Source organism: Enterobacter cloacae complex sp. ECNIH7, assembly GCF_002208095.1.
Lineage (GTDB): Bacteria > Pseudomonadota > Gammaproteobacteria > Enterobacterales > Enterobacteriaceae > Enterobacter > Enterobacter cloacae_M.
In genome coordinates this window covers 2,954,290-2,977,664 of the sequence record NZ_CP017990.1, presented here as the reverse complement: position 1 = coordinate 2,977,664, position 23,375 = coordinate 2,954,290, and the positions used below count along the sequence as shown (strand labels likewise).

At 52.9% G+C, this 23,375-nt stretch carries 23 protein-coding genes and 1 pseudogene; 14 read left to right on the top strand and 10 right to left on the bottom strand.

Annotated elements, in window-relative coordinates:
* Window positions 1-102: 102 nt before the first annotated feature.
* Window positions 103-333, bottom strand: a complete 231-nt coding sequence (locus WM95_RS14610) for a DNA polymerase III subunit theta (RefSeq protein ID WP_013096102.1) — start codon at window positions 331-333, stop codon at window positions 103-105.
* Window positions 334-469: 136 nt separating this feature from the next.
* On the opposite strand from WM95_RS14610, the gene yobA reads away from it, so the two are divergent.
* Genes yobA through WM95_RS14595 form a run of 3 tightly spaced genes read left to right on the top strand, consistent with a single transcriptional unit; the run spans window position 470 to window position 2,067 of the window.
* Window positions 470-841 (top strand): CopC domain-containing protein YobA, encoded by a 372-nt coding sequence (gene yobA, locus WM95_RS14605; protein ID WP_063408160.1) that lies wholly within the window; start codon window positions 470-472, stop codon window positions 839-841.
* 1 nt (window position 842) lies between these two features.
* A complete protein-coding gene (copD, locus tag WM95_RS14600) occupies window positions 843-1,712 on the top strand; it encodes a copper homeostasis membrane protein CopD (protein WP_088544821.1) in 870 nt (289 codons plus the stop codon).
* Between the two features lie 16 nt (window positions 1,713-1,728).
* Window positions 1,729-2,067, top strand: coding sequence for a YebY family protein (locus WM95_RS14595; protein WP_045355981.1), 339 nt, complete (start codon window positions 1,729-1,731; stop codon window positions 2,065-2,067).
* A 407-nt stretch (window positions 2,068-2,474) separates the two neighbouring features.
* Here the strand turns inward: WM95_RS14595 and WM95_RS14590 are convergent, their stop codons facing one another.
* Window positions 2,475-3,416, bottom strand: coding sequence for a VirK/YbjX family protein (locus tag WM95_RS14590; RefSeq protein ID WP_045355982.1), 942 nt, complete (start codon window positions 3,414-3,416; stop codon window positions 2,475-2,477).
* A 165-nt stretch (window positions 3,417-3,581) separates the two neighbouring features.
* On the opposite strand from WM95_RS14590, the gene pphA reads away from it, so the two are divergent.
* Window positions 3,582-4,226: a protein-serine/threonine phosphatase gene (gene pphA, locus WM95_RS14585; RefSeq protein WP_047173214.1), complete on the top strand. Its 645-nt coding sequence runs from the start codon at window positions 3,582-3,584 to the stop codon at window positions 4,224-4,226.
* A gap of 34 nt (window positions 4,227-4,260) precedes the next feature.
* Here the strand turns inward: pphA and WM95_RS14580 are convergent, their stop codons facing one another.
* The 4 genes from WM95_RS14580 to yebS form a co-directional block, all read right to left on the bottom strand.
* On the bottom strand, window positions 4,261-4,500 hold the full coding sequence (locus tag WM95_RS14580; protein WP_008500472.1) for a YebV family protein: 240 nt from the start codon (window positions 4,498-4,500) through the stop codon (window positions 4,261-4,263).
* 106 nt (window positions 4,501-4,606) lie between these two features.
* Entirely contained in the window at window positions 4,607-6,049 is a 1,443-nt protein-coding gene (gene rsmF, locus WM95_RS14575; protein WP_063408606.1) for a 16S rRNA (cytosine(1407)-C(5))-methyltransferase RsmF, read from the bottom strand.
* 77 nt (window positions 6,050-6,126) lie between these two features.
* Entirely contained in the window at window positions 6,127-8,760 is a 2,634-nt protein-coding gene (locus WM95_RS14570; protein ID WP_063408605.1) for a PqiB family protein, read from the bottom strand.
* Window positions 8,729-10,012, bottom strand: a complete 1,284-nt coding sequence (yebS, locus tag WM95_RS14565; RefSeq protein ID WP_023312213.1) for a membrane integrity lipid transport subunit YebS — start codon at window positions 10,010-10,012, stop codon at window positions 8,729-8,731. The genes WM95_RS14570 and yebS overlap by 32 nt, the downstream gene beginning before the upstream one ends.
* Window positions 10,013-10,144: 132 nt before the next feature.
* Here yebS and WM95_RS14560 point away from each other — a divergent pair, with 132 nt between their 5' ends.
* The 4 genes from WM95_RS14560 (at window position 10,145) to htpX (ending at window position 14,568) form a co-directional block, all read left to right on the top strand.
* Window positions 10,145-10,642, top strand: a complete 498-nt coding sequence (locus WM95_RS14560) for a GAF domain-containing protein (protein ID WP_008500476.1) — start codon at window positions 10,145-10,147, stop codon at window positions 10,640-10,642.
* Between the two features lie 96 nt (window positions 10,643-10,738).
* The gene (gene proQ, locus WM95_RS14555; protein ID WP_014884292.1) at window positions 10,739-11,425 is read left to right on the top strand and encodes an RNA chaperone ProQ; all 687 of its coding nucleotides are present in this window, start codon (window positions 10,739-10,741) and stop codon (window positions 11,423-11,425) included.
* A 19-nt stretch (window positions 11,426-11,444) separates the two neighbouring features.
* A complete protein-coding gene (gene prc / locus WM95_RS14550; RefSeq protein WP_088544820.1) occupies window positions 11,445-13,493 on the top strand; it encodes a carboxy terminal-processing peptidase in 2,049 nt (682 codons plus the stop codon).
* Between the two features lie 193 nt (window positions 13,494-13,686).
* Window positions 13,687-14,568, top strand: coding sequence for a protease HtpX (gene htpX, locus WM95_RS14545; RefSeq protein WP_014884290.1), 882 nt, complete (start codon window positions 13,687-13,689; stop codon window positions 14,566-14,568).
* 50 nt (window positions 14,569-14,618) lie between these two features.
* On the opposite strand, the gene WM95_RS14540 is transcribed toward htpX, so the two are convergent.
* Window positions 14,619-15,992 carry an MFS transporter gene (locus WM95_RS14540; RefSeq protein WP_063408604.1) on the bottom strand — a complete coding sequence of 458 codons (1,374 nt, stop codon included), beginning with the start codon at window positions 15,990-15,992 and terminating at the stop codon, window positions 14,619-14,621.
* A gap of 179 nt (window positions 15,993-16,171) precedes the next feature.
* Here WM95_RS14540 and kdgR point away from each other — a divergent pair, with 179 nt between their 5' ends.
* Entirely contained in the window at window positions 16,172-16,963 is a 792-nt protein-coding gene (gene kdgR / locus WM95_RS14535) for a DNA-binding transcriptional regulator KdgR (RefSeq protein ID WP_088544819.1), read from the top strand.
* Window positions 16,964-17,031: 68 nt separating this feature from the next.
* On the opposite strand, the gene WM95_RS14530 is transcribed toward kdgR, so the two are convergent.
* Window positions 17,032-17,271, bottom strand: coding sequence for a YobH family protein (locus WM95_RS14530; protein WP_063408602.1), 240 nt, complete (start codon window positions 17,269-17,271; stop codon window positions 17,032-17,034).
* Between the two features lie 161 nt (window positions 17,272-17,432).
* On the opposite strand from WM95_RS14530, the gene mgrB reads away from it, so the two are divergent.
* From mgrB to WM95_RS14510, 4 genes are all read left to right on the top strand, one after another.
* The gene (gene mgrB / locus WM95_RS14525; RefSeq protein WP_006175995.1) at window positions 17,433-17,576 is read left to right on the top strand and encodes a PhoP/PhoQ regulator MgrB; all 144 of its coding nucleotides are present in this window, start codon (window positions 17,433-17,435) and stop codon (window positions 17,574-17,576) included.
* A gap of 74 nt (window positions 17,577-17,650) precedes the next feature.
* Entirely contained in the window at window positions 17,651-17,941 is a 291-nt protein-coding gene (locus WM95_RS14520; RefSeq protein WP_023312206.1) for a YebO family protein, read from the top strand.
* 23 nt (window positions 17,942-17,964) lie between these two features.
* The gene (locus WM95_RS14515; RefSeq protein ID WP_063408601.1) at window positions 17,965-18,954 is read left to right on the top strand and encodes an MBL fold metallo-hydrolase; all 990 of its coding nucleotides are present in this window, start codon (window positions 17,965-17,967) and stop codon (window positions 18,952-18,954) included.
* Between the two features lie 406 nt (window positions 18,955-19,360).
* Window positions 19,361-19,993, top strand: coding sequence for a DUF6904 family protein (locus tag WM95_RS14510; protein WP_001567369.1), 633 nt, complete (start codon window positions 19,361-19,363; stop codon window positions 19,991-19,993).
* Window positions 19,994-20,021: 28 nt separating this feature from the next.
* On the opposite strand, the gene WM95_RS14505 is transcribed toward WM95_RS14510, so the two are convergent.
* Together WM95_RS14505 and WM95_RS14500 are read right to left on the bottom strand one after the other, a co-directional pair.
* On the bottom strand, window positions 20,022-21,425 hold the full coding sequence (locus WM95_RS14505) for an ISNCY-like element ISKpn21 family transposase (RefSeq protein ID WP_001567368.1): 1,404 nt from the start codon (window positions 21,423-21,425) through the stop codon (window positions 20,022-20,024).
* 250 nt (window positions 21,426-21,675) lie between these two features.
* Window positions 21,676-22,776 (bottom strand): alpha/beta hydrolase, encoded by a 1,101-nt coding sequence (locus tag WM95_RS14500; RefSeq protein WP_063409661.1) that lies wholly within the window; start codon window positions 22,774-22,776, stop codon window positions 21,676-21,678.
* 151 nt (window positions 22,777-22,927) lie between these two features.
* Here WM95_RS14500 and WM95_RS14495 point away from each other — a divergent pair.
* Window positions 22,928-23,281, top strand: a pseudogene (locus tag WM95_RS14495) (helix-turn-helix domain-containing protein); the annotation flags it as partial.
* Window positions 23,282-23,375 lie beyond the last annotated feature (94 nt).

Genomic DNA, 23,375 nt, shown 5'->3' with positions numbered 1-23,375 from the left:
CCTTATACACTGAGTCGCAGAGATTTAAGAATAGACCCAAATTTATCAGGGTTTTCTTATCCTGCCAGATTACGCGTAAGGAAGTGTAACGACTCGTTAAGCTTATTTAACTTTAGGCTCGTACGGTAAACGGGAGAGATTGACCGAGGCAAGACGGTGGGCGATGAGTCTTTCGCGGAACCAGTCGCGCAGATGGGCGGGCTGTTCCCGTTCCACGACTTCAGCCACGATGGGCATGTTGTAACGCTCTTTGAACGCGACCCCAGCGGCAGCGAGATCGACATTCACTTTATCCATCTCGTCCTGCGGAAGGGCGGCCAGATTGATCTTCATTACCTTCTCCTTTTTATGCGGCGGCAACGTTACCGCGATTGCACGATGATGACAAGCGGAGGCAGGATGATCCTCGACTCGTTTATTATACAGCGTTATTCTTTAGCATACAGACATAACAAAAAGGAATGATTGGATGGGTTTCTCCGCTTCCCGCGCAGTATGCGCACTGATTTTTGTGGCCTCGACAATGATGACGCCCTCCGTGCTTGCACATGCGCATCTTAACCAGCAGGTCCCGGCAGCAGACAGCGTGGTGACCGCACCTCAGGCACTTATGCTGAATTTTTCGGAAGGTATCGAACCTGGTTTTAGCGGTGTGGTGGTAACGGATGCGCAAAAGCAGGTCATCAAAACGGGAACCGTTACGCGCGACGAAAAGAACAAAGCTCAGCTTACCGTGCCGCTGGAACAAACGCTGGCAGCAGGAACTTACCAGGTGGACTGGCACGTGGTCTCCGTAGACGGCCATAAAACCAAAGGCAGCTATCACTTTAGCGTGAAATAGCATGCTGGCGCTGTGTTATGTCGGGTTACGCTTTATCCATTTCGGGGCGCTGATGCTGGTGTTTGGCAATGCGCTTTATAGCGTCTGGTTTGCGCCTTCCTCTCTCCACCGTCTGCTGTCCCGGCGTTTTCAGTCTCAGCAGAAAGTGGCGGCCCTAGTGAGCCTGGCGGCTGCGGTCCTGATGTTTATGCTGCAGGGCGGATTGATGGGCAACGGCTGGGGAGATGTGTTTGCGCCACAGGTCTGGTTCAGCGTGATGGGAACCCGGTTTGGCGGCGTCTGGCTGTGGCAAATAATCCTCGCTGCGATAACGGTCAGTGCCGCATGGCTCGCGCCGCTGAAAGGTTCGCGTCTGCTGCTGCTCGCAATGGGCCAGCTTATCCTGCTGGCTGGGGTAGGGCACGCGGCGATGAACGACGGTCCGATGGGGGCGCTGCAGCGTCTTAATTATGCTTTTCACCTGATCTGTGCCGCCACCTGGCTTGGCGGATTACTGCCCCTGCTGTTCTGCATGCGACTGGCGAAAGGGCGCTGGCAGAATGCCGCCATCTTTACCATGATGCGCTTCTCGCGCGTGGGGCATTACGCCGTTGCTGGCGTGCTGCTCTCCGGGGTGATAAATGCACTCATGATACGGGGCCTCGATATTCCCTGGCAGGCTGGCTACGTGCAGTATTTGTTGTTCAAATGTGCGCTGGTGGCGTTGATGGTGGTAATTGCGCTGGCAAATCGGTATTTTCTGGTGCCACGGTTTCGTCCGGAGACCGGGCGAGCAAAGCAGATTTTTATCAGGATGACACAGGCAGAAGTGGTGCTGGGAGCGCTGGTGCTGGCAACGGTCAGTCTGTTTGCCACCTGGGAACCCTTCTGACAAGGTTAAATATCATATGAAAAAGACAGTACTTTCTCTCTTATTGCTGACCTGTACGGGGAGCGCGTTTGCCGCACCGCAGGTCATCACCGTGAGCCGTTTCGAAGTGGGTAAGGACAAATGGGCGTTCAATCGCGAAGAGGTGATGCTGACCTGCCGTCCAGGCCATGCGCTGTATGCCATCAATCCGAGCACGCTGGTGCAATACCCCCTGAATGATACCGCAGAGCAGCAGGTAGCCAGCGGCAAGAGCAGCGGCCAGCCGATTAGCATCATTCAAATCGATGACCCGTCGCATCCGGGACAAAAAATGAGTCTGGCACCGTTTATCGAGCGCGCCGACAAGCTCTGCTAACGTTCGGGTTTCCAATAAAAAACCGCAGATGCTTGCGAAAGCACTGCGGTTTTTCACTTTTAATGATGCTCTGGCGCTTTTTTTCCGACCGCTTTAGCTGTGGACTGGAAAACCTGGCGTCGTCATCTATTCTTAAAAGGCAAGGCGACTTAGCCTGCATTAATGCCAACTTTTAGCGCACGGCTCTCTCCCAAGAGCCATTTCCCTGGACCGAATACAGGAATCGTATTCGGTCTCTTTTTATCTGTATGAAAGTAAACGCGTAATCCCAACGCAATCTTTCTCATACAGTGCGTACATCCTGTACGTCCTGCTAAAACATAACACAACACAGCATGCCGAAGTCCAGCCCTTTTTGCCTGTTTTGTTAAATTTTCGTGTGCAGTCGGATAAAGCAAGAGTCATCGTTAAAAGCGGGACTTCACGGATGTCTCTATTTCATCAAGCAGCTCAAAGCGACGGCGGTATTCGGCACGTTTTTTACTGGCAATCTCTTCAAGGGATTTACGCTCCATTTGCAGCGGCAGCTGCCAGCAGAAGGCCGAAAGCTTTTTACCGTCCAGAGATGCCCAAAATTCATCGTAGCTGGCGTGGAAATGGCGGCCTTTGCTCAGGCGATATCGCAACGCGCGGAAAACGTGCCCCTCGTCGCTGACGGCAAAAATCGCCCGGACAGATGACTGCGCAGCCAGCTGAAAAAGAACTTCCATCAACACGCGCTTAGGGAACAGGCCGTGACAGGCGCGGGTGGCCTGTTTAATGACGTCTCGCGATACGCAGCGACGGGGCCCCTGAAGCCCGCCAATGACCATGACTTGCTGACCATTGCTGCGCGCGACGCTAAAGGTCAGGCTGGCCAGCAGCGTATCCTCGTTGTCGTGTAGCCACAGCGTGCTTTCTCCTTCGCGCTCGGCTTTTCCCGCAGAGGAAGCATTGACCGTATAGGTTACGCCGTCTTTAGCATGGAACTGCACAACGGTTTGCTCCTGCTGGCTCGTCAGGGCCTGAGCGAGACCGCTCTCTTTCAGGCTATCAATCCAGTAGTAATGGTTGACGATAGCGTCGGCGCGATCGTTAGCCGTCAGGCCGCGCATCAGATATTGTCGGTGGGTCTTGCTGGGCAACGTAATTTGAGAGGCCAGCAGCCTGTCGAAATCGTCGCGACCCGAAAGGGCTTCCAGCATGCGATGGGTGGAGGACCAGAACAGAAGCGAGCGTAAAAGGAACTTCAGACGATATTCGCGTTTGCGCCAGATCGGACCCGGCACGCGTTTGCCGTTCACCAGCTCGGAAATAATATTTGTGCGATGCGGATAAAAAACATCGTTATGCAGGTGCGTATTAGACACGTGAAGACCCTCTTTTTTTATACCCTTATTCTAAAGAGCCAATAAAAAGGGATTAATAGCGCGAGGATCTTTATTTCTGTTTGGTTTACCGTTTGTTTGACTTCGTGATGACCGCGCCTGTCTGTTGCCTTTTCTGCGGCGGCTATACTGTTTAAAGGAGGTCCTATGTATCAGCGAATTGAAGGTGGGATGTGGCGTCACGTCTGGGTTGTCAGCGATATACACGGTTGTTACCAGTGGCTTATGGATGAGCTTAAACGCCGTCATTTTAACCCATATGAGGATTTACTTATTTCAGTCGGGGATGTGATCGATCGTGGCCCTGATAGCGTTAAATGCCTGCAGTTAATTCATGAAAAATGGTTTCGTGCCGTGCGTGGAAACCATGAGCAAATGGCTCTCGACAGTCTGGATAATAACGATTTTTCTCTCTGGACGATGAATGGTGGAATATGGTTTTCGCATCTTGAACGCGACCAGCAACAGCTTGCCCTGTCGTTGCTCGACGCCTGTCGCGATTTACCGCATATCATCGAGATAACCTGTGCGAACGGTCTGAATGTGATTGCCCATGCTGATTATCCGGCCGCGGAATACTGTTGGCAAAAACCGGTTAGCGCCCAGCGCGTCTTATGGAACCGCGACAGGCTGATGGGATTTATGGTGGGCAAAGGAGAGGGCATCAGCGGCGCGGATCATTTCTGGTTTGGGCATACGCCCCTCGACAGAAGATACGATTTTAATAATCTTCACTACATTGATACGGGGGCTGTGTTCGACGGTTACTTCACGCTGGCGCAGCTGCAGTAATAAATAACCCGCCTTCGGGCGGGTTCTCTTTAGGTCAGGCAAGACGCATGACCCAGGCATCGGTTTTACTATCGTAATGCTCACGGTAAAGGACAGAATGTTCGCCATCAAGTATTGCCGGGACGCTGGTGTCTGCGTCCCATGCATCGAGCTGCATGCACAAATCCGGGTCGGATTTGCAGGGAATACTTAACGTTCGATCGCCTTGTGCTTCGCCGCGCAGCTCTGCGTCGTCGATCTCAAAAGCGCCAATACGCACGCTGGTTTTCGTCATAGTGCTCTCCGGGTCGGTTGTCAAAATCTGGTATGACCAGTGCGATCACCCATTTTTGATCGTAGACAAGGAGAGCAAAATCGCCAGTAAAAAAATGCGCTTTTTTTCAGGCTGTGCGATCGTTACCGGTAAACAGACGGCCATCCCGAACCAGCTCGCGCGGATAGCTGTTTTTCAGCCTTGAACCGACTTTTTTTGCCAGCCCCAGCGGATATCCCTGATACGTTACGATCACTTCATCGCCTGACGGCGTGCTGTCCGGATAGACATCGCGACCACGGTACCACTCTTCGGCTTCCTGATGCGTCAGGGCAAAGGTATTCTCGCATCCGGCAAGGGCGATAACGGCCTCATGCTGCCAGCGATAGCCTTTGTTATGCACTTCAGCCAGGCGGATCCCGATTCGCGAAAAACGGACCTTTCCGATGAGCGGCTCGATCTGTGCCGGGAACAGCCATATCTCTTTATCACGCATCCAGGGGTGCAGACTCTCATCCCAGACCAGCCCAACCTTTTTGGCGGCGGCTTCAAGCTGTGCTGCATCGCGACCTTTAAGGGGAGCAAACGGGAAGTTGCCGACCTTAAATTTAGGCGCGGGCAGGGGCTCAACGGCCTGCGTTTTACGCAGACGCGCCACAAAGAACCCTTCACAGTCGTAAATCTGCGGGAACACGTGGAGGAAACCCTCCGGCGTGACCGCCTCCTGTGCCGAGGCAAACAGGTCGTTAAGCGGCAGAAACTCCACGGCATCCGGGTAGTTCGCTTTCAGCCACAGGCAGACGTCTTCGTTTTCATCGCGGTTTAAGGTGCACGTTGAATAGACCAGCGTACCGCCTGGACGCAGGGCATGGAATGCGCTCTCAATCAGCTCGCGCTGCGTGGCGGCGATCTCCAGGTTGCTCTCCACGGACCAGTTCTTTAACGCATCGGGATCTTTACGCACCACCCCTTCACCGGAGCAGGGGGCGTCCAGCAGAATGGCATCGAAGGCTTCCGGTAAGGCGGCGCCAAACACGCGTCCGTCAAAGTGCGTCAGGGCAACATTATGAATACCGCAGCGGCTGATGTTGGCATGCAGCACCTTCACGCGGCTGGCGGAAAACTCGTTGGCGAGGATCGCCCCGTGGTTACCCATCCGGGCGGCAATTTGCGTGGTTTTTGAGCCGGGCGCCGCGGCAACATCCATCACGCGTTCAGGCGCATTGCCATCGGCGAACAGGGCGGCCACCGGCAGCATCGAGCTGGCTTCCTGAATATAGAACAGACCGCTCAGATGTTCAGCGGTACTGCCCAGCGGCAGCGAGGCTTCGTCATCGCGTTCGATCCAGAAACCCTCGGCGCACCACGGGACCGGCGTAAGCTGCCAGCCGTACGGCGAGACCAGCGCCAGAAAATCATCGACGCTGATTTTCAGCGTGTTGACGCGAATACTTCGGCGTAACGGACGCTGGCAGGCGGCGATAAAATCGGCTAACGACAGGTGAGAGGGAAGCGCCTCGCGCATCTGCGCCAGGAATTGTTCAGGAAGAAATACGGAGTTTTGAGCCACGGGCACACCACAGGGAAAAGTTCAGGTGCGCAGTGTAACATAAAGGCTCCGGTGCGTTGACACCGGAGCCTGTCAGATTAACGCGGCAGGGCGGTTCCCCATTCACGCCACTCTTTCGGTTCGCTTTCGAGCAGCAGGAAGTGTTTACCCGGCTGCGCTTTTGGTGCCAGCGGCGTGCCCGGCGGCGTGGCAAACGCGATACCGCCGCGAATGAACTGGTTGAAGGTGCCGGTTTTCACCACGCCTCCCGTCAGGCCAAAGTCCAGCGAATAGCCGGACGCCAGCCAGAATACCGAGTTATTGCGGACCAGGTGCTGGTAGCGTTCGCTGATGCGTAACGCCACCATTACGCGGTCGGAGAGCGTACCGAGCGTCAGGCCCGTGACCGTACCCACCTCAATGCCGCGGAACAGTACCGGGGTGCCGATGCTCAGCGAGCCCGCTTCCGGCACTTCCACCACGATGCTCAGGCCGCCAAGGTAGCGCGAGTCGGTGATCGTGGCTTCCTGCAGCTCGAAATCACGACGGGCATTGCCCTGGCCCGGCTCAACGTTGATGTACGGCTGCAGGATGGTGTCGAGATGCTCAACGCCCGCGGCCGAGATCTGCGGCGTGACCACCGAGAAGCGCGAACCCGTCCGGGCGAAGGTCTGCACATATTCCGGGTACAGCACGGCGGTGGCCTGCACCTCGTTGCGCGAGGTAATCAGCGTCAGCTTCTGGATCTGCCCGATATCAATGCCGAGATAGCGAATTGGCATGCCTTCCGCCAGCTTGCCGGCATCGAACGCGTGCAGGGTAATCTGTCCACCCACGGCGCGTGCGGCGGTTTCGGACGGGAAGAGAATACGCTTATCGCCTTTACGCAGATTCGCGCCCGCGCCGCTGAGGTTATCGAAGCTAATCGCTCCGCGCAGCGCGCGTGAGAGCGGGGAGGCCTGCACGGTCAGCCCGTTACCGTTAAGCTGAACTTTCGCGCCGCCTTCGGCCCAGAAGACGCTGTTTGGCGTCAGCAGCTTGCGGTACTCCGGCTTGATATGCAGTTCGATATCAAACGCATCCGCACGCGGGCGAACGGTGATAACTTCCCCGACCTCAAACTTGCGGTAGAGCACCACGGAGCCCGCCTGTACGTCCGGCAGCGTCTCGGCGCTTAGCGTCAGCGTGGTGGTAGGGAGATCGCTCAGGCTGTTTTCAACCGCTTTCTCCAGGTTGGCATACAGCGGATAGCTGTCGCGAACGGGGCCTTTATCGCCGGGCAGAATGCGGATGCCGCCGTTAACCCATTCGCTGGCGCTGGCGCCGAGGAACTCCACGCCGTCCAGTCCCACCTTCACATCGACGCGACTGTTCACCACGAATTTGCTGTCACCGTGCACCAGGTCGCTGTACTGCGGATCGATGGCGACCGAGAAGGTCACGCCATTCGCGGAGAGCTTACGCTCCAGCACCTGACCGACCTGCACGCCGTGTAAAATTAACGGCTGACCGGCTTCGATTCCGTAACTTTCTGGCGCATTCAGGGTGACGGTCACTACGCCCGGCTTTTGCAGCAGGGATTTATCCGCCGGGGCAATCACGAAGCTATTGCTGGGTTCACCTTCGCCGGGGATGAGCTCAAACGTATTGCCGGTCAACAGCGTGCTGAGGCTGGCATCGTTCAGAGAGAGCTTTGGACTGCGCATTTCGATACGCGTTTTCTCGCGCAGGAGATCGACCACGCTCGGGTCGACAGTCATTTCGCCGGTGACCGAGCCGCCCGGGTTGAGCGTCATTTTGGTGAGCTGACCAACCTGCAACCCCTGATACATCAGCGGCGTCGAACCCGCTTTTAGCCCCTTAGCATCGGGCAGGGCGAGTTTAACGAGCACGCCGCGCTGGCTGTGCGCCAGGTCAGCGTACAATCCAAATGAGTCATCCGCGGTGGCGGGGCTTGAGTTTTCCGGGGAGTCAAAGGCAATGGCACCATTCACCAGCGCGGCCAGACTTTCCAGCTTCACTTTCGCACCGCTCAGGCTGACGTCCGCATCCACGCCGGAGACGTTCCAGAAGCGGCTGCCTTTTTTCACCAGATTGGTGAAGCGACGCTCGATCAGCACGTCGATGGTGACGCCCTGTTTATTCGGGTTGATCGCGTAATCGTACACGCGACCAACCGGGATTTTGCGGAAATAGACCAGCGAACCGCTGTTCAGAGAACCGAGGTCCGGCGCCTGCAGATGGATCATTAAATCGCCGTTGTTGAGGCGGTACTTGGGCTGTGTATCCAGGGCAACAAAGTGATCCTGCGGCTCACCTTTACCCGGCATCATGCCGATATAGTTACCGCCCACGAGCGCATCCAGCCCGGACACGCCGGCCAGAGAGGCTTTTGGCGTCACCAGCCAGAACTGCGTTTCGCTGCGCAGGGCATCCTGCATGTCAGATTTAATACTGACCCGCACCTGAATCTTGTTCAGCCCTTTTCCAAGGGAGATATCCTGAACCGTACCCACTTCAACCCCCTGGAAGCGAACGGGCGTTCGCCCGGCGACGATGCCGTCGGCGGTCTGAAAATCAATGGTGACGGTACTCCCGCGATCTTCATAGCTCGTCCAGATAAGCCAGCCTGCAATCATCAGGGCGATGACGGGCAGCAACCAGAATGGCGAAATGCGGCGTTTTGTTTTAATTCTCGCTTCAGTCGGCGAAGCGGGGGTTTCCTGACTCATGTGCATCCCAAAGTAAGCGGCTATCCAGCCATTCCACAGCAAGAATAGTCAATATCACCGCAGAGCCGAAATAAAAAGCCGCGGGTCCCATTGTAAAAGCAAGTAGCTGGTCGCGATTGATGAGCGACATCATCAGTGAAATCACGAACAGATCTAACATTGACCAGCGGCCAATCCAGGTGACGAACCGCAGCAGCAGAATGCGGGTCCGTAAGCCTTGTTCACATTTAAAGTGAATGCTGATGAGCAGGGTAAACATCACCACCACTTTGGTAAAGGGAACCAGGATACTGGCAATGAAGACGATCGCCGCCACCCCGACGTTGCTGTGCGCAAGGGAGATTATCCCGGAGAGGATAGTATCCTCCTGACGCCCGCCATTCACGTAAATGATGGAAATCGGCAACATATTGGCTGGGATTAGAAACACCAGGGAGGCGATCAGCGCGGCCCAGCATTTTTGCAGGCTGTTGTTGCGCCGCAGCCTCAACGGAATGTGGCACCGCGGGCAGCGACCACGCGCGTCGGGCAAGCCGGTATAGTGACATCCCAGACAGACGCGCAGATTTTCATCAGGACGCGTGGCGGGGCGCTGAGGGTAAAATCGCTCCCAGAGCTGTTCAACGTTCAGGTGGATAAGCGTCAGTATGCTCAGCAATACCAGGCTGATGAAAGCAAAGAGTCCGATGCCGGGCTGCAAAAAGGCGTAGTCCTGTACCTTTATTGACGCAACGCCCACGCCCACCAGATAAATATCCAGCATCACCCATTCTTTGAGCTTATCCAGCATCAGCAGAACCGGGCGAAGGTTCATACCGAGAATATTGCCAAACCACAGATACGCAATGGCGGCGACCAGCACCAGCGGCGCGCCAACGGTGCAGAACAGCACCATGGCAGCGGTGATGGGATCCCCCTGACGGGTCATCTGCCAGATACCCTGCAGTACGTTGGCGTCAATGCGCACGCCAAGCAGGTAGAGTTTCAGCAGCGGTTCGCTCCAGGCGAAGGGCATCAGCAGCAGCATGGTGACGGCCATGGCGGCGAGGCGGGTGAGCGACCAGTCGCGGCCATCGCGAATTTTGGCGTCGCAGCGGGGACAAAAGGCACTTTGGTGCGATTTCATCTTCGGCAACATAAAAAGCGTATCGCACTGGGGGCAACGCTGATAATGTGCACGTGGCAAAGCTTCGCTTACCGTATGGACAGTTATCTTTCTTGTCGGCGTAATTTTGGTTGTTTTTAAGGCCATCAGTTGCGCACAAATTAGTATTGTTGAAAGTTATAATAACTCATGAACGGATTCATCTTGAGCATGAGCGCATTTAATGCTTATTTTAATAGGCTATGCGGTAAATTTGTAAGACAACTAAGTGATTGGATAATGAACAAAACAGAATTCTACGCGGATCTGAACCGCGATTTTAAGGCATTGATGGCGGGTGAGACCAGCTTCTTAGCTACTCTGGCAAATACTAGCGCATTGCTGTTTGAACGTCTCTCTGACGTGAACTGGGCCGGCTTTTACCTCCTGGAAGGTGAAACGCTGGTGCTTGGCCCGTTCCAGGGCAAACTGGCCTGCGTGCGTATTCCGGTAGGGCGTGGCGTATGCGGCACTGCGGTGGCCGAAAATCAGGTCCAGCGTGTGGAAGATGTTCATGCGTTTGACGGGCATATTGCCTGTGATGCTGCCAGTAATTCTGAAATCGTTCTGCCGCTGGTGGTAAAAAATCAGATTATTGGCGTTCTGGATATCGACAGTACGGTCTTCAGTCGCTTTACAACCGAGGACGAACAGGGGCTACGCGAGCTGGTGGCGAATCTGGAAAACGTACTCGCTGCAACCGATTATCAAAAATTCTTTGCGAGCGTCGCAGGATAATCAACGGATAACGTAGCATTTACTGATAGCGTCATTATAATGACGCCTGTTCATGCCTGCGCTTGTTGGCAACGTCCGTTGTAATCAGGAAATTTCATGGAAAATCAACCTAAGTTGAATAGCAGTAAAGAAGTTATCGCATTTCTGGCCGAGCGTTTCCCGCAGTGCTTCAGCGCGGAAGGTGAAGCTCGTCCCCTGAAAGTCGGTATTTTTCAGGATCTGGTGGCGCGTGTTGAAGGGGAAATGAACCTCAGCAAAACTCAGCTGCGTTCCGCCTTACGTCTTTATACTTCGAGCTGGCGTTACCTGTACGGTATCAAACCAGGCGCGACCCGCGTGGACCTCGACGGCAACCCTTGCGGTGAGCTGGACGAGCAGCACGTTGAGCACGCGCGCAAGCAGCTTGAAGAAGCCAAAGCACGCGTTCAGGCACAACGTGCAGAACAGCAGGCGAAAAAACGCGAAGCCGCAGCTGCAAACGGCCAGGAAGAAGCGCCTCGTCGTGAGCGTAAACCACGCCCTGCGCCGCGCCGTCACGATAATAACGATCGCAAACCGCGTGCAGACAAACCAGCAGCAAAAGCCCCGCGTGCCCCTCGTGAAGAGCCGCGCCATACGCCGGTTTCTGACATTAACGCCCTGAGCGTAGGTCAGGCACTGAAGGTAAAAGCGGGTAACAATGCTATGGACGCCACCGTACTGGAAATCACCAAAGATGGCGTTCGTGTACAGCTGACTTCTGGTATGTCAATGATTGTACGCGCAGAACACTTGTTGTTCTGAAACGGAGGCCAAGCCTGGCATGAACACTTTTTTTAAGCTCACCGCGCTGGCGGGCCTGTTTGCCATAACAGGTCACGCTTTTGCAGTGGACGATATCACGCGTGTTGATCAAATTCCGGTACTCAAGGAAGAGACGCAACATGCGACGGTGAGCGAGCGCGTGACCTCACGTTTTACCCGCTCGCACTATCGTCAGTTCGATCTCGATCAGGCCTTTTCGGCCAAAATCTTTGACCGCTATCTGAACTTGCTGGATTACAGCCATAACGTTTTGCTCGCCAGCGATGTCGAGCAGTTCGCTAAGCGCAAATCCGAGGTGGGTGATGAGTTGCGTTCAGGCAAGCTGGATCTGTTTTACGATCTCTACAACCTGTCGCAAAAGCGCCGCTTTGAACGCTATCAGTACGCGCTGAAAGTGCTGGAACGTCCGATGGACTTCACCGGCACTGACACCTTTAACCTGGATCGCAGTAAAGCACCCTGGCCGAAAGATGAAGCCGAGTTGAATGCGCTGTGGGACGGTAAAGTTAAATACGACGAACTGAGCCTTAAGCTGACCGGCAAAGACGAAAAAGAGATCCGTGATACGCTGACGCGTCGTTACAAATTTGCCATTCGTCGTCTGGCGCAGACCAACAGTGAGGATGTTTTCTCACTCGCGATGACCGCCTTTGCGCACGAAATTGATCCGCACACCAACTATCTCTCTCCACGCAACACCGAACAGTTCAATACCGAGATGAGCCTGTCTCTGGAAGGTATCGGCGCGGTGCTGCAGATGGACGATGATTACACGGTGATCAATTCCATGGTCGCGGGTGGCCCGGCGTCCAAAAGCAAAGCGATTAGCGTAGGCGATCGCATTGTGGGTGTAGGACAAACAGGCCAGAACATGGTCGACGTGATCGGCTGGCGTCTCGATGACGTGGTTGCGCTGATCAAAGGTCCGAAAGGCAGCAAGGTTCGTCTGGAAATTCTGCCTGCCGGTAAAGGCACTAAAACCCGTATCGTTACCCTGACCCGCGAGCGTATCCGTCTGGAAGACCGCGCGGTGAAAATGTCGGTGAAAACCGTGGGTAAAGAGAAGGTCGGTGTCCTGGATATTCCTGGCTTCTACGTAGGGCTGACTGACGATGTGAAAGTTCAGCTGCAGAAGCTTGAGAAGCAGAACGTCAGCAGCATTATCATCGACCTGCGCAGTAACGGCGGCGGGGCGCTGACAGAAGCGGTTTCACTCTCCGGTCTGTTCATTCCATCTGGCCCGGTGGTTCAGGTGCGCGATAACAACGGTAAAGTGCGTGAAGATGCCGACAACGACGGTGTGGTCTACTACAAAGGCCCGCTGGTGGTCCTGGTTGACCGCTTCAGTGCTTCCGCGTCTGAAATCTTTGCCGCTGCAATGCAGGACTATGGCCGCGCGCTGATCGTCGGTGAGCCAACCTTCGGGAAAGGTACAGTACAGCAGTATCGCTCTCTGAATCGTATTTACGATCAGATGCTGCGTCCGGAATGGCCTGCGCTGGGCTCGGTTCAGTACACCATTCAGAAATTCTACCGCGTGAACGGCGGCAGTACGCAGCGTAAGGGCGTAACGCCGGACATCATGATGCCGACAGGCACGGAAGAGACGGAAACCGGCGAGAAGTTTGAAGATAACGCCTTGCCGTGGGACAGCATCAATGCCGCGACCTACGTGAAAGCGGGTGATATGACGCAATTTGGCCCAGAACTGCTGAAAGCGCATAACGACCGCATCGCGAAAGATCCGGAGTTCCAGTACATCATGAAGGACATTGCACGATTCAATGCCCTGAAAGATAAGCGGAATATCGTTTCTCTGAACTACGCACAGCGTGAGAAAGAGAACAACGAGGACGATGCAACCCGCCTGGCGCGTATCAACGATCGCTTCAAGCGCGAATGCAAGCCTCTGCTCAAGAAACTGGACGATCTGCCAAAAGATTACCAGGAGCCGGATCCGTATCTGGACGAGACGGTGCATATCGCTCTCGACCTGGCGAATCAGGAAAAAGAGAAACCAGCCGTACAGCCCGCTCCGGCAAAATAACCTCCCAACAGGCACAAGAAATTGTGCCTGTTTCTTTTTGTTCTGCATCCTTCCGTCAGTCAGATTTCCAATTGTGTAAAGTTGTGTCTTTCTGGTGACTTACGCCCGCCGGATGCTTGAAAATAGCCGCAATACCCATACGATGTGGGTAATCGCATAGTGCGTTTTGTTAAACTGAGGTAAAAAGAAAATTATGATGCGAATCGCGCTCTTCCTGCTCACCAACCTGGCGGTCATGGTGGTTTTCGGGCTCGTGCTAAGCCTGACAGGAATTCAGTCGAGCAGCGTTCAGGGTCTGTTGATTATGGCGCTGCTGTTTGGTTTTGGTGGCTCGTTCATCTCCCTGCTGATGTCGAAGTGGATGGCACTGAAATCGGTGGGTGGTGAGGTTATTGAACAGCCGCGTAACGATATGGAACAGTGGCTGATGAACACGGTGGCTCAGCAATCCCGTCAGGCCGGGATCGCCATGCCGCAGGTGGCGATTTACCATGCCCCGGACATCAACGCTTTCGCCACGGGTGCCCGTCGCGATGCGTCACTGGTTGCCGTCAGCACCGGATTGCTGCAGAACATGAGCCGTGACGAAGCCGAAGCGGTTATTGCCCACGAAATCAGCCATATCGCCAACGGTGACATGGTGACCATGACCCTGATTCAGGGCGTGGTGAACACCTTCGTGATCTTCATCTCCCGTATTCTGGCGCAGATCGCGGCAGGCTTTATGGGCGGAAACCGTGATGAAGGTGAAGAGAGCAACGGCAACCCGCTGATCTACTTCGCCGTTTCGATGGTACTGGAACTGGTATTCGGTATTCTGGCCAGCATCATCACCATGTGGTTCTCCCGCCACCGTGAATTCCACGCGGATGCCGGCTCGGCGAAGCTGGTTGGTCGTGAGAAGATGATTGCCGCGCTGCAGCGTCTGAAAACCAGCTACGAGCCGCAGGAAGCGAACAGCATGATGGCCTTCTGCATTAACGGTAAATCCAAATCGCTGAGCGAGCTGTTTATGTCTCACCCGCCGCTGGATAAACGTATCGAAGCGTTGCGCAGTGGGGAATATCTGAAGTAACGCTAAGAACTCTAATAAGCCGGGCAGGAGAACACTCCGCCCGGCTTTTTTTATGCCTGAACCCTGGGCTGGGTCACGCGCAGGCCGCTGACGACCGCCGCGAGCGAGGCAAGGGCTCCCGCGGTGAGAAGCGCAACATGGTTGCCGTTTTGCCCGGCGAGGTTAAACATCAGGGCGACCAGGGCTGCGCCGCTGCTTTGTCCCAGAAGGCGCGCGGTCCCCAGCATGCCGCTGGCACCACCGCTGCGATGGCGCGGCGCGGAGGTGATGATGGTGTGATTGTTAGGGGACTGGAACAGGCCAAACCCAGCGCCGCACAGGATCATGCGCCAGATGATGTCCAGATCGGTTGGCGAGGACGGTAGCAGCGCCAGCGCGAATAGGCCTGTCGCCATCACCGCAAGCCCCAATGCTCCCAGTAAACCGGCATGGACGCGTTCAATTAAGTAACCTGCCAGCGGCGCCATCACCATGGTAGCTAGTGGCCAGGGGGTTAACAGCAGGCCGGTCTCCACTTCTGAACGGCCGACCACGCTCTGCAGAAAGAAGGGCAGAGAAACCAGAGCCAGCATTTGGGCGCAGAACGAGCAGACAGACGTGCAAATGGAGAGGGAAAAAAGGGGAATACGCAGCAGATCCACCGGCAGTAAAGGCACGGGGAGAGTGAGCTGGCGGCGAACAAAGAAGAAGCCGATCGCCAGCAGGGAAATGAGCTCCGCGCCGGTAAGCATCAGAGACTGTCCCTGCGCAAAGCCGCTCAGCGCCGTAATCAGCAGGCCAAAGGTCAGGGCATTCATCACTGCACTCGCCACATCGAAGCGCGGCATGGTGCTTTTAGGGCCGTTAGCGGGAAGAAAGCGCAGGGCAAAGAATATAGCGACAATGCCCAGCGGCACGTTAATAGCAAACAGCCATTGCCATGACGCAACGGAAAGGATCGCCGCCGCAATAGTTGGCCCGGCGGCGGAAGAGACAGCGACAATAAACGAGTTTATCCCCATGCCGCGCCCCAGATGACGTTGGGGATAAATTAAGCGGATCAACGCCGTGTTTACGCTCATGAGCGCCGCGCCGCCAAAACCCTGCGCGATGCGGGCAAGCGTCAGGGTATGCAGCGAATCTGAAAGGGCGCATAGCAAGGACGTGAAGGTGAAAACCACCAGACCGCACTGATACACCCGACGGTAACCGAACATATCGCCCAGGAAAGAGAACGAGAGCAGGGAAACCACAATCGCAATCTGATATGCGTTAACGATCCATATCGAACTGGCGGGAGAGGCATGCAGGTCGCTGGCGATGGTTGGCAGGGCAACGTTCGCGATTGCGCCGTCAAGGACGGCCATTGAGATACCGATAATGATGGTCGCTATAGCGCCATACCGCTGGGGTAAAGGCAGGCCATCGGAAAGGGTCTTTTCCATTAGGATTAAAAAAGCTCAGCGTGAAATTATTCTCAGGATAACTATTTTAGCATTGTTACAGCCGCGATATGTCGCAGATTTGTAACGAAGTAAACGCGGATTGATTGCAGGTGACATGACGGGAACTTATAATAAAAACCGGTTCTGATTTTTATAAAACACTCTCTATGAGGTGGTAAATGGCTATTGCGGATTTGGATAAACAGCCAGATTCTGTTTCTTCCGTGCTGAAGGTGTTTGGCATCTTACAGGCGCTGGGGGAAGAGCGTGAAATAGGTATTACAGAGTTGTCGCAGCGCGTGATGATGTCTAAAAGCACCGTATATCGCTTTTTACAAACCATGAAGTCGCTGGGCTACGTTGCCCAGGAGGGCGAATCTGAAAAATACTCTCTGACGCTTAAGCTGTTTGAGCTGGGCGCTCGTGCGCTACAAAATGTTGACCTGATCCGCAGCGCTGATATCCAGATGCGTGAAATCTCTCGCCTGACCAAAGAGACCATCCATCTCGGTGCGCTGGATGAAGACAGCATTGTTTACATCCATAAAATCGACTCCATGTACAATTTGCGCATGTACTCGCGCATTGGTCGTCGCAACCCGCTCTACAGCACCGCGATTGGTAAGGTTCTGCTGGCCTGGCGCGATCGTGAGGAAGTGAAACAGATCCTCGAAGGCGTGGAATACAAGCAAAGTACCTCGCGAACCATTACCAGCACAGACGCGCTGTTAACGGTGCTCGATCGCGTACGCGAGCAGGGGTATGGCGAAGATAACGAAGAGCAGGAAGAAGGGCTGCGCTGTATCGGCGTTCCGGTTTTTGACCGCTTTGGCGTAGTAATCGCGGGCTTAAGTATCTCCTTCCCAACCTTACGCTTCTCCGAAGAGCGCCTGCATGAGTATGTGGCTATTCTGCACACTGCCGCACGTAAGATTTCTGAACAAATGGGTTATCACAACTACCCGTTTTAATCTCTGCTCGCATAAAAAAACGCCGCATCTGTTGCGGCGTTTTTTATATCAGTCATGTCACCGGCTGATTAGCCATTATCAATCACGACGGATGTCTTTCGCAGGACCGGACAGTTGGTCAAGCCAACGATCCCGCTGTCAGTATGCAGATATTGCGCAGTGCTCACGCCCTGTGCTGTTAAATATTTACATTGAATCCCTAACCCGGCTGCGTTTTCGGTGCTTCCAACAAGCACGCCATAACCCGTGAGCAGAAGGCCAATCCAGACGAAAGCCAGTGCAATAATTGTTCGAATAATGAAGCGCATCATTAACCTCTTTTGTCGTTGTTATCATAAAGCTAGCGTAAACGGTTTACACGATGAAACAAGTGCAGGATTCTGAAAAAAGTGCGATGGCGGTACAGTTAGTCCTTGTTTAAGATAAGCGTGTTAACCTCGTTACATCAGGTTTTTAGACGGAGTGTGGAGTGAAAAAAATACGCTGGGTAATTCTGATTATCGTGCTGATAGCGTGCGTGGTGTTATGGACGCAGACGATCAATGTGATGTGCGATCAGGATGTACAGTTTTTTAGCGGCGTTTGCGCAATCAATAAGTTTATTCCGTGGTAATACGCATTTTTTCTCAAGGTGATTTCCTTCCTTCGCGCCAGTGGTAAAATAGACGTTTTTATTGAGGTGGTGAAATGGGTGAGTTACTGAATTCAGGGCTGCTGAATATGGCATCCCTGATGATTTCTTTGGTTGTTCTGCTTGTGGGCCTGGTCATTTGGTTTTTTGTGAACCGCGCCAGCTCCCGTACTAACGAGCAGATTGAACTGCTGGAAGCGCTGCTCGATCAGCAAAAACGTCAGAATGCGCTGCTACGCCGTCTGTGTGAGGCTAACGAACCGGAAGAGAAAGACGCGCCGAAAGACGCGGTCGCTGAAGAAAGCAAAGACGAAGACGACTTTATCCGCCTGGTGGCTGAGCGTTAATCTTTTTATGCTGGGAGGTGGCTGTGGTCTGGAAAAATCCCTGGTATGACCCCTCCCTGAAACATCACACCCCGAACGGTTTTCGTAATACCGATCCTGTCGGACATCAACCCGGCGATCTTGACCGTTGGCGCAAAGCGCGTAAAGAGGCCGGTTTACCGAAGCCACCCGCGCTGGGCTATGAAGACTTTATCCAACAGTGGTGGCAACCGGTTGAGCTTACGCAACCTCATGAAGATGGGGTATGGTGGCTGGGACACGCGAGCGTAATGCTGCAGCTGGACGGCAATATCATCCTTACCGATCCGGTTTTATCACAGCGCGCTTCTCCACTCCCTTTCCTGGGACCCCAGCGCAAAACGCCTCCCGCGCTGTCAGTCTGTCAACTCAATCAGCTTGATGCGGTCGTCATCTCCCATAATCATTACGATCATCTTGATGATGCGACCATTCGCCGTATTCTCAAGCGCTTCCCCGAGGTCAGTTTTTTTGTTCCGCTGGGCCTGGCCGACTGGTTTCGCCGCCGGGGGGCAAAACGCGTGGTTGAGCTCGACTGGTGGCAGAGCTTCACCTGGCAGGGGATGACGCTGACCGCCGTACCGGCACAGCACTGGAGTATGCGCACGCCATGGAACCGCAATCGCTCATTATGGTGCGGCTGGGTTATGGAAGGTCGACATCATCGTTTCTGGTTCAGCGGAGATACGGGGTATTCGCCTGAACTGCTATTGATACCTGAACGCCTTGGCCATATTGATGCTGCCGCGTTACCAATAGGTGCCTATGCCCCACGATGGTTCATGGCTGTCCATCATATGGATCCGCAATCTGCGGTGGCATTGTGGCAGCAGCTGGGTTGTCCTCTGGCGTTTCCCATTCACTGGGGCGTGTTTGAACTGGCAGATGAAGCCCTCGATGAACCTGTGCGGGAGTTAACTGACGCGCTAGATAATTTAGCGCCAGTTAATCATTCTTTCAGGGTACTGAAAGTTGGTGAATATTTATCCTTATAAGCGAAGCGACAACGTAGTGCATATATTCTGTATGTAAACGCATGCAGGAATGTTTTATTTTTATCGAAACGTTTTGCTTGCCTTCTTTTGATGCAGAGTCATAAAAATTTCATTATTTTGGTGCATAACACTGTTTATTGGTTGGTGCATTTTAATACAGTTCGGCGCGGGTTATTAACAGTGTTTTTTCTCTGAAACAATTTGGTCGCGTTACAATGATTTAAGCATAAGTTTTCACAAATTGTTCTAACTCAATCAGGACGTAAGATTTCTTTTCCCGTTTGCTGGACTGTCAAGGCTCAATTGAAATGTCCGTTATCCAGCTCAATTAAAATGACCACTTTGATCTCTCATTCTCTTTACTGATAGACTTTCCTCCGACTGAAACAACAGGATGATTGAGCCCATGCTTCGATACGAGTTAACGCCGAACAATGCAGGTTTTATACTGTGGGGAGATTCAGAAGCCCTGAATGAATTACATGAACTCATTCATTACATCGTGGATGAAAGCCCACTGATTAAAGTTAAAGACGGATTTATGTTATCCCTTGCCTATGATATTCGTAAAGCACGGGAAGGTAATCGTCGTGTTGAGCAACATCAGTATGATCAACATGATACATATAAGCTTTATGGTGTTGAGCTTTTATGGCCTCTGGTCCTGGTACAGTCCTCAATACTCAGAAACTCAATGGGTTATATTCAGACAGACAAAAACCAGCTGTCTGTCATGTATGCCTTTGAATACCTGATAGAATCAGCATTAACAGAGTCTGAGAGAACAACGTCGAATGATATTATGCTAACAGTAAAATATGCATCAGACTCTGATTTTAATTTCATTGAGGATAATATTGACAGCAGGTGCTGCTATTTTATCAGCCTATCTCCGGAGCAAAGAAAAAAGCAGTTAATCAGTATTGTTCGTTCTTTTCATTCATTATGGGGTAAGTATGCCCGTGAAAAGCAGGACATAAAGATGCTGAACGAAATGAATAATACATCATGGGTCTGGCCGGACAATATCAACTGGTGAGCAACCACTGTCCGGCCAGTGAGTACCATCAGCGGGCTCTTTTACCAAAAATGTCCTCTGAACGTGACTGAAGCTGTTTGAGTGCTTCGAGCATGTCATCATTATCCAGTGAGCGCTGGGATTTCTTCCCTTCCTGCTTTGGCCGTCGTCGGGAAGGGCCATCTCCAGCGGGAATTGACTGAGAGCGCGTGTTATCCCGCTTGCTCTGCACCAGACTGATAAACTCCAGGGTTCGGCCAAGACGCTTGTTATCGACAATCGCGCCCTGGTCGATTTCTGACAGTCGGTCGTAGGTAGAGTAGGGAAGTAGCGTACCGTTCAGGCGCAGCTCTTTTCTGCCATCAGGATAGTGATACACATCGATATATTTACCTATTGCACGGCGACTCAGTTCGCTGTCTTCAATCAGGTACAACATTTTATCATATTGTATCGTCAACGATTTTGAGACTTTACGTTTTTCACGAACAGTGAAAATAAGCCCCAGGTCCTCATCATGTTCTACAGCACGGTGTACGTCAAAATCATGTCGCGGTACTTTGCCAAAACGGCGGTTATAGTCAGCCATATAGGCCTCAGCGAAGTCATTTGCAGCCTCCATTGAACAAATGCCCTGTAACCGCAGCTCTTTGACCAGACGATCCTGTAAAGTGAGGTGAGCTCGTTCTACACGCCCTTTGGCGGGACTGGTTTCTGCACAGATAGTCTGGATGTTCAGTTCATGCATGGCTCGCCCAAACTGAGTATGCCCGTCTCCGCCTGTGGCGTGTTTATTGTTAACACGAAAAACACCGGCTTTATCGCTGTACAGTGCCAGCGGTTTACCATGCTTATCGATATAGCGCCGCGTGGCTTCGAAGTAAGAAAACGTGGACTCCGATTTAACAAACAACAGTTCCATCAGTTTGCTGGTTGCATCATCAACATAGACCAGCGCGGTGCAGGCCGGGCCACGGCCTTCAAACCAGTCGTGATCACAGCCATCTATTTGTATCAGCTCACCAGTACACGGACGCCGGTACCGTGGTTGAGGGATCCTTGCGGCACGTTGTTTACGGGGAACCCATAAGCCAGCCCGCACCATGATGCGCCGGACAGTTTCTTTGCCAAGAAACAGTCCGTGGAGTTCTTCGAGCTTTTCACGCGCCAGAGTCGGACCGAAATCAGCATAACGCGTCTTGATCAGTTCCAGAGCCTGATCTGCGAGCCCGGGTGGCAACTGGCGGTTACCACGCATGCCACATCGTCTGCTGGCCATACCAAGCGGTCCGCCTTCACGGTAACGGGCAAGAAGTCTGCGGCATTGCCTGTCGCTGATACCGAGGTGCTCGGCCGCACGGCGCGTTGTGATGCGACGTTCAATGACGTCCTGTATAATCTTGATCCGGTTGATCTCTTTCAAAGTAAACACTCCTGAGCTTTCTGCGCTCATGATATGCCTCCCGGTAGTTTAAACGGACCAGTGAAGCTTACCATAGCGCGGACATCTGAATTGAGCCACAGGCGGACATTACTATTGAGCCATTACAATATTGGTGCGCATAATGTATATTATGTTAAATTAAATATGGGCATCAGAGAATAAGCCATAAACCGTTCAGTTCAGTCAAAACCCTCATAGCTGCCTTCCCTCTCACATCAATACAGTGGCCTTTTGGCCACTGTATCGGTTACTGAGGAAGTTATCTTTTATTCAGATATTTATTGAAAAATGCCGTGATGTTATCGAACGGGATCTTATCCATACGATCATATAAATCGACATGCGTGGCATCTTTAACAATCAGAAGCTCTTTTGGCTGATTTGCCGCTTCATAAGCCGTTCTGGAGAAGTAAAGCGAATGCGCTTTTTCGCCATGAATGAACAGGATTGGACGCGGAGAAATTTCCTTAATGTAAGTCATCAGCGGGAAATTCATGAAGGACATTGGCGTTGTCACGGACCATGAATTGCCAGAGTTGACGGCTCGTGGATGATATCCGCGCTTAGTCATGTAGTAGTCTGCATAGTCCACGAGGAACTGTACTTCACCGCCCTTCAGCTTATTGTAGGCTGGCTGGTAGGCCGGTTTGCCGTTTGCCGCATCTTCCCAGCGCTGTAAGCTCATCTTCTCCAGGGCCTGCTCGCGTTGCTCCGGTGTTACGCTGTCATTATAACCTTTCGACATCACGCGGCTCATATCGTACATGGTGCTTGCAACCAGTGCTTTTACGCGTTTATCCACGGCAACAGCATTCAGGGCAATCCCCCCCATACCACAGATACCTATGACACCGATACGTTCACGATCCACATAAGATTGCAGTCCAATAAAATCGACTGCTGCCATAAAGTCTTCGGTATTAATATCAGGTGAAGCAATATTGCGGGGTTCCCCACTACTTTCACCGGAATAAGACGGATCAAATGCCAGCGTCACGAATCCGCGCTCGGCTAAGGTTTGCGCATAGAGACCAGAGGCCTGCTCTTTTACCGCGCCAAAAGGCCCGGAAATAACAAGTGCAGCAAGCTTCTTATTTCCGCGATCTTTTGGGAGATACACATCAGCAGCCAGCGTAATGCCGTAACGGTTTTTAAAAGTCACTTTTTGATGATCCACTTTGTCGCTCCTTGGGAAGGTTTTATCCCACGTCTGAACCAGACGCGTTGAAGAGTCTGTTGCGCCTGGTGCAGGCTGGGCGAACGCAGCTTCTGTTGAAATCAGAGCCATCGCTCCGGCAAGGAGTGCGCCATTTAAGAATCGCGTTGAAGATTTTGTCGTCATGCTATTAAAACCTTTCATTCAGTGAATTCAGGGTTGTTATTTTGGGAGTCTTTAACGAAAGGTGTTATTAAAATACTCTGCATTATTTGCCCGATCCTCTAAACCTTATGCCAAAGCGTATATTTCAGTTTTCATAACTGCTACGTTGATTACGTTGTAAAATGTGAGGCATTACAGAATGATTTCAGACAAGTCGGTTGAGAAACTACTCGGTAAGCTTTCCCGGGATATCGCGTCACCTTTACGTGTCGAGGAGTTGGCAAGCCGCGTGCAAATGAGCACGCCCTCTTTCCACCAACACTTCAGGCAGCTTGCGGGAATGAGCCCGCTACGGTATCAGAAATGGCTGCGCCTCAATGAAGCCAGGCGACTGATGCTGAATGAACATTACGATGTCACCACAGCAGCCTATGCTGTCGGTTACGAAAGCCTGTCCCATTTCAGCCGGGAGTATACGCGGATGTTCGGTCAATCGCCTAAAAGGGATATTACAGAATTAAGAGAGTCTGCGGGTAAGGTTTAATACCCCCTGGTATCGTTTACATTTTAGTCAAGCAATATCATTTGCTCACCGAGTTAACGCTGCTATTATCTAAGTCTTAGTGTTCGAATCATAA

Coding starts and splice junctions, on each gene's coding strand:
- WM95_RS14610 (WP_013096102.1), bottom strand. CDS start 333: ATGAAGATCAATCTGGCCGCCCTTCCGCAGGACGAGATGGATAAAGTG.
- yobA (WP_063408160.1), top strand. CDS start 470: ATGGGTTTCTCCGCTTCCCGCGCAGTATGCGCACTGATTTTTGTGGCC.
- copD (WP_088544821.1), top strand. CDS start 843: ATGCTGGCGCTGTGTTATGTCGGGTTACGCTTTATCCATTTCGGGGCG.
- WM95_RS14595 (WP_045355981.1), top strand. CDS start 1,729: ATGAAAAAGACAGTACTTTCTCTCTTATTGCTGACCTGTACGGGGAGC.
- pphA (WP_047173214.1), top strand. CDS start 3,582: ATGTATCAGCGAATTGAAGGTGGGATGTGGCGTCACGTCTGGGTTGTC.
- WM95_RS14580 (WP_008500472.1), bottom strand. CDS start 4,500: ATGACGAAAACCAGCGTGCGTATTGGCGCTTTTGAGATCGACGACGCA.
- WM95_RS14570 (WP_063408605.1), bottom strand. CDS start 8,760: ATGAGTCAGGAAACCCCCGCTTCGCCGACTGAAGCGAGAATTAAAACA.
- yebS (WP_023312213.1), bottom strand. CDS start 10,012: ATGGCCTTAAAAACAACCAAAATTACGCCGACAAGAAAGATAACTGTC.
- WM95_RS14560 (WP_008500476.1), top strand. CDS start 10,145: ATGAACAAAACAGAATTCTACGCGGATCTGAACCGCGATTTTAAGGCA.
- proQ (WP_014884292.1), top strand. CDS start 10,739: ATGGAAAATCAACCTAAGTTGAATAGCAGTAAAGAAGTTATCGCATTT.
- prc (WP_088544820.1), top strand. CDS start 11,445: ATGAACACTTTTTTTAAGCTCACCGCGCTGGCGGGCCTGTTTGCCATA.
- htpX (WP_014884290.1), top strand. CDS start 13,687: ATGATGCGAATCGCGCTCTTCCTGCTCACCAACCTGGCGGTCATGGTG.
- WM95_RS14540 (WP_063408604.1), bottom strand. CDS start 15,992: ATGGAAAAGACCCTTTCCGATGGCCTGCCTTTACCCCAGCGGTATGGC.
- kdgR (WP_088544819.1), top strand. CDS start 16,172: ATGGCTATTGCGGATTTGGATAAACAGCCAGATTCTGTTTCTTCCGTG.
- WM95_RS14530 (WP_063408602.1), bottom strand. CDS start 17,271: ATGCGCTTCATTATTCGAACAATTATTGCACTGGCTTTCGTCTGGATT.
- WM95_RS14520 (WP_023312206.1), top strand. CDS start 17,651: ATGGGTGAGTTACTGAATTCAGGGCTGCTGAATATGGCATCCCTGATG.
- WM95_RS14510 (WP_001567369.1), top strand. CDS start 19,361: ATGCTTCGATACGAGTTAACGCCGAACAATGCAGGTTTTATACTGTGG.
- WM95_RS14505 (WP_001567368.1), bottom strand. CDS start 21,425: ATGAGCGCAGAAAGCTCAGGAGTGTTTACTTTGAAAGAGATCAACCGG.
- WM95_RS14500 (WP_063409661.1), bottom strand. CDS start 22,776: ATGAAAGGTTTTAATAGCATGACGACAAAATCTTCAACGCGATTCTTA.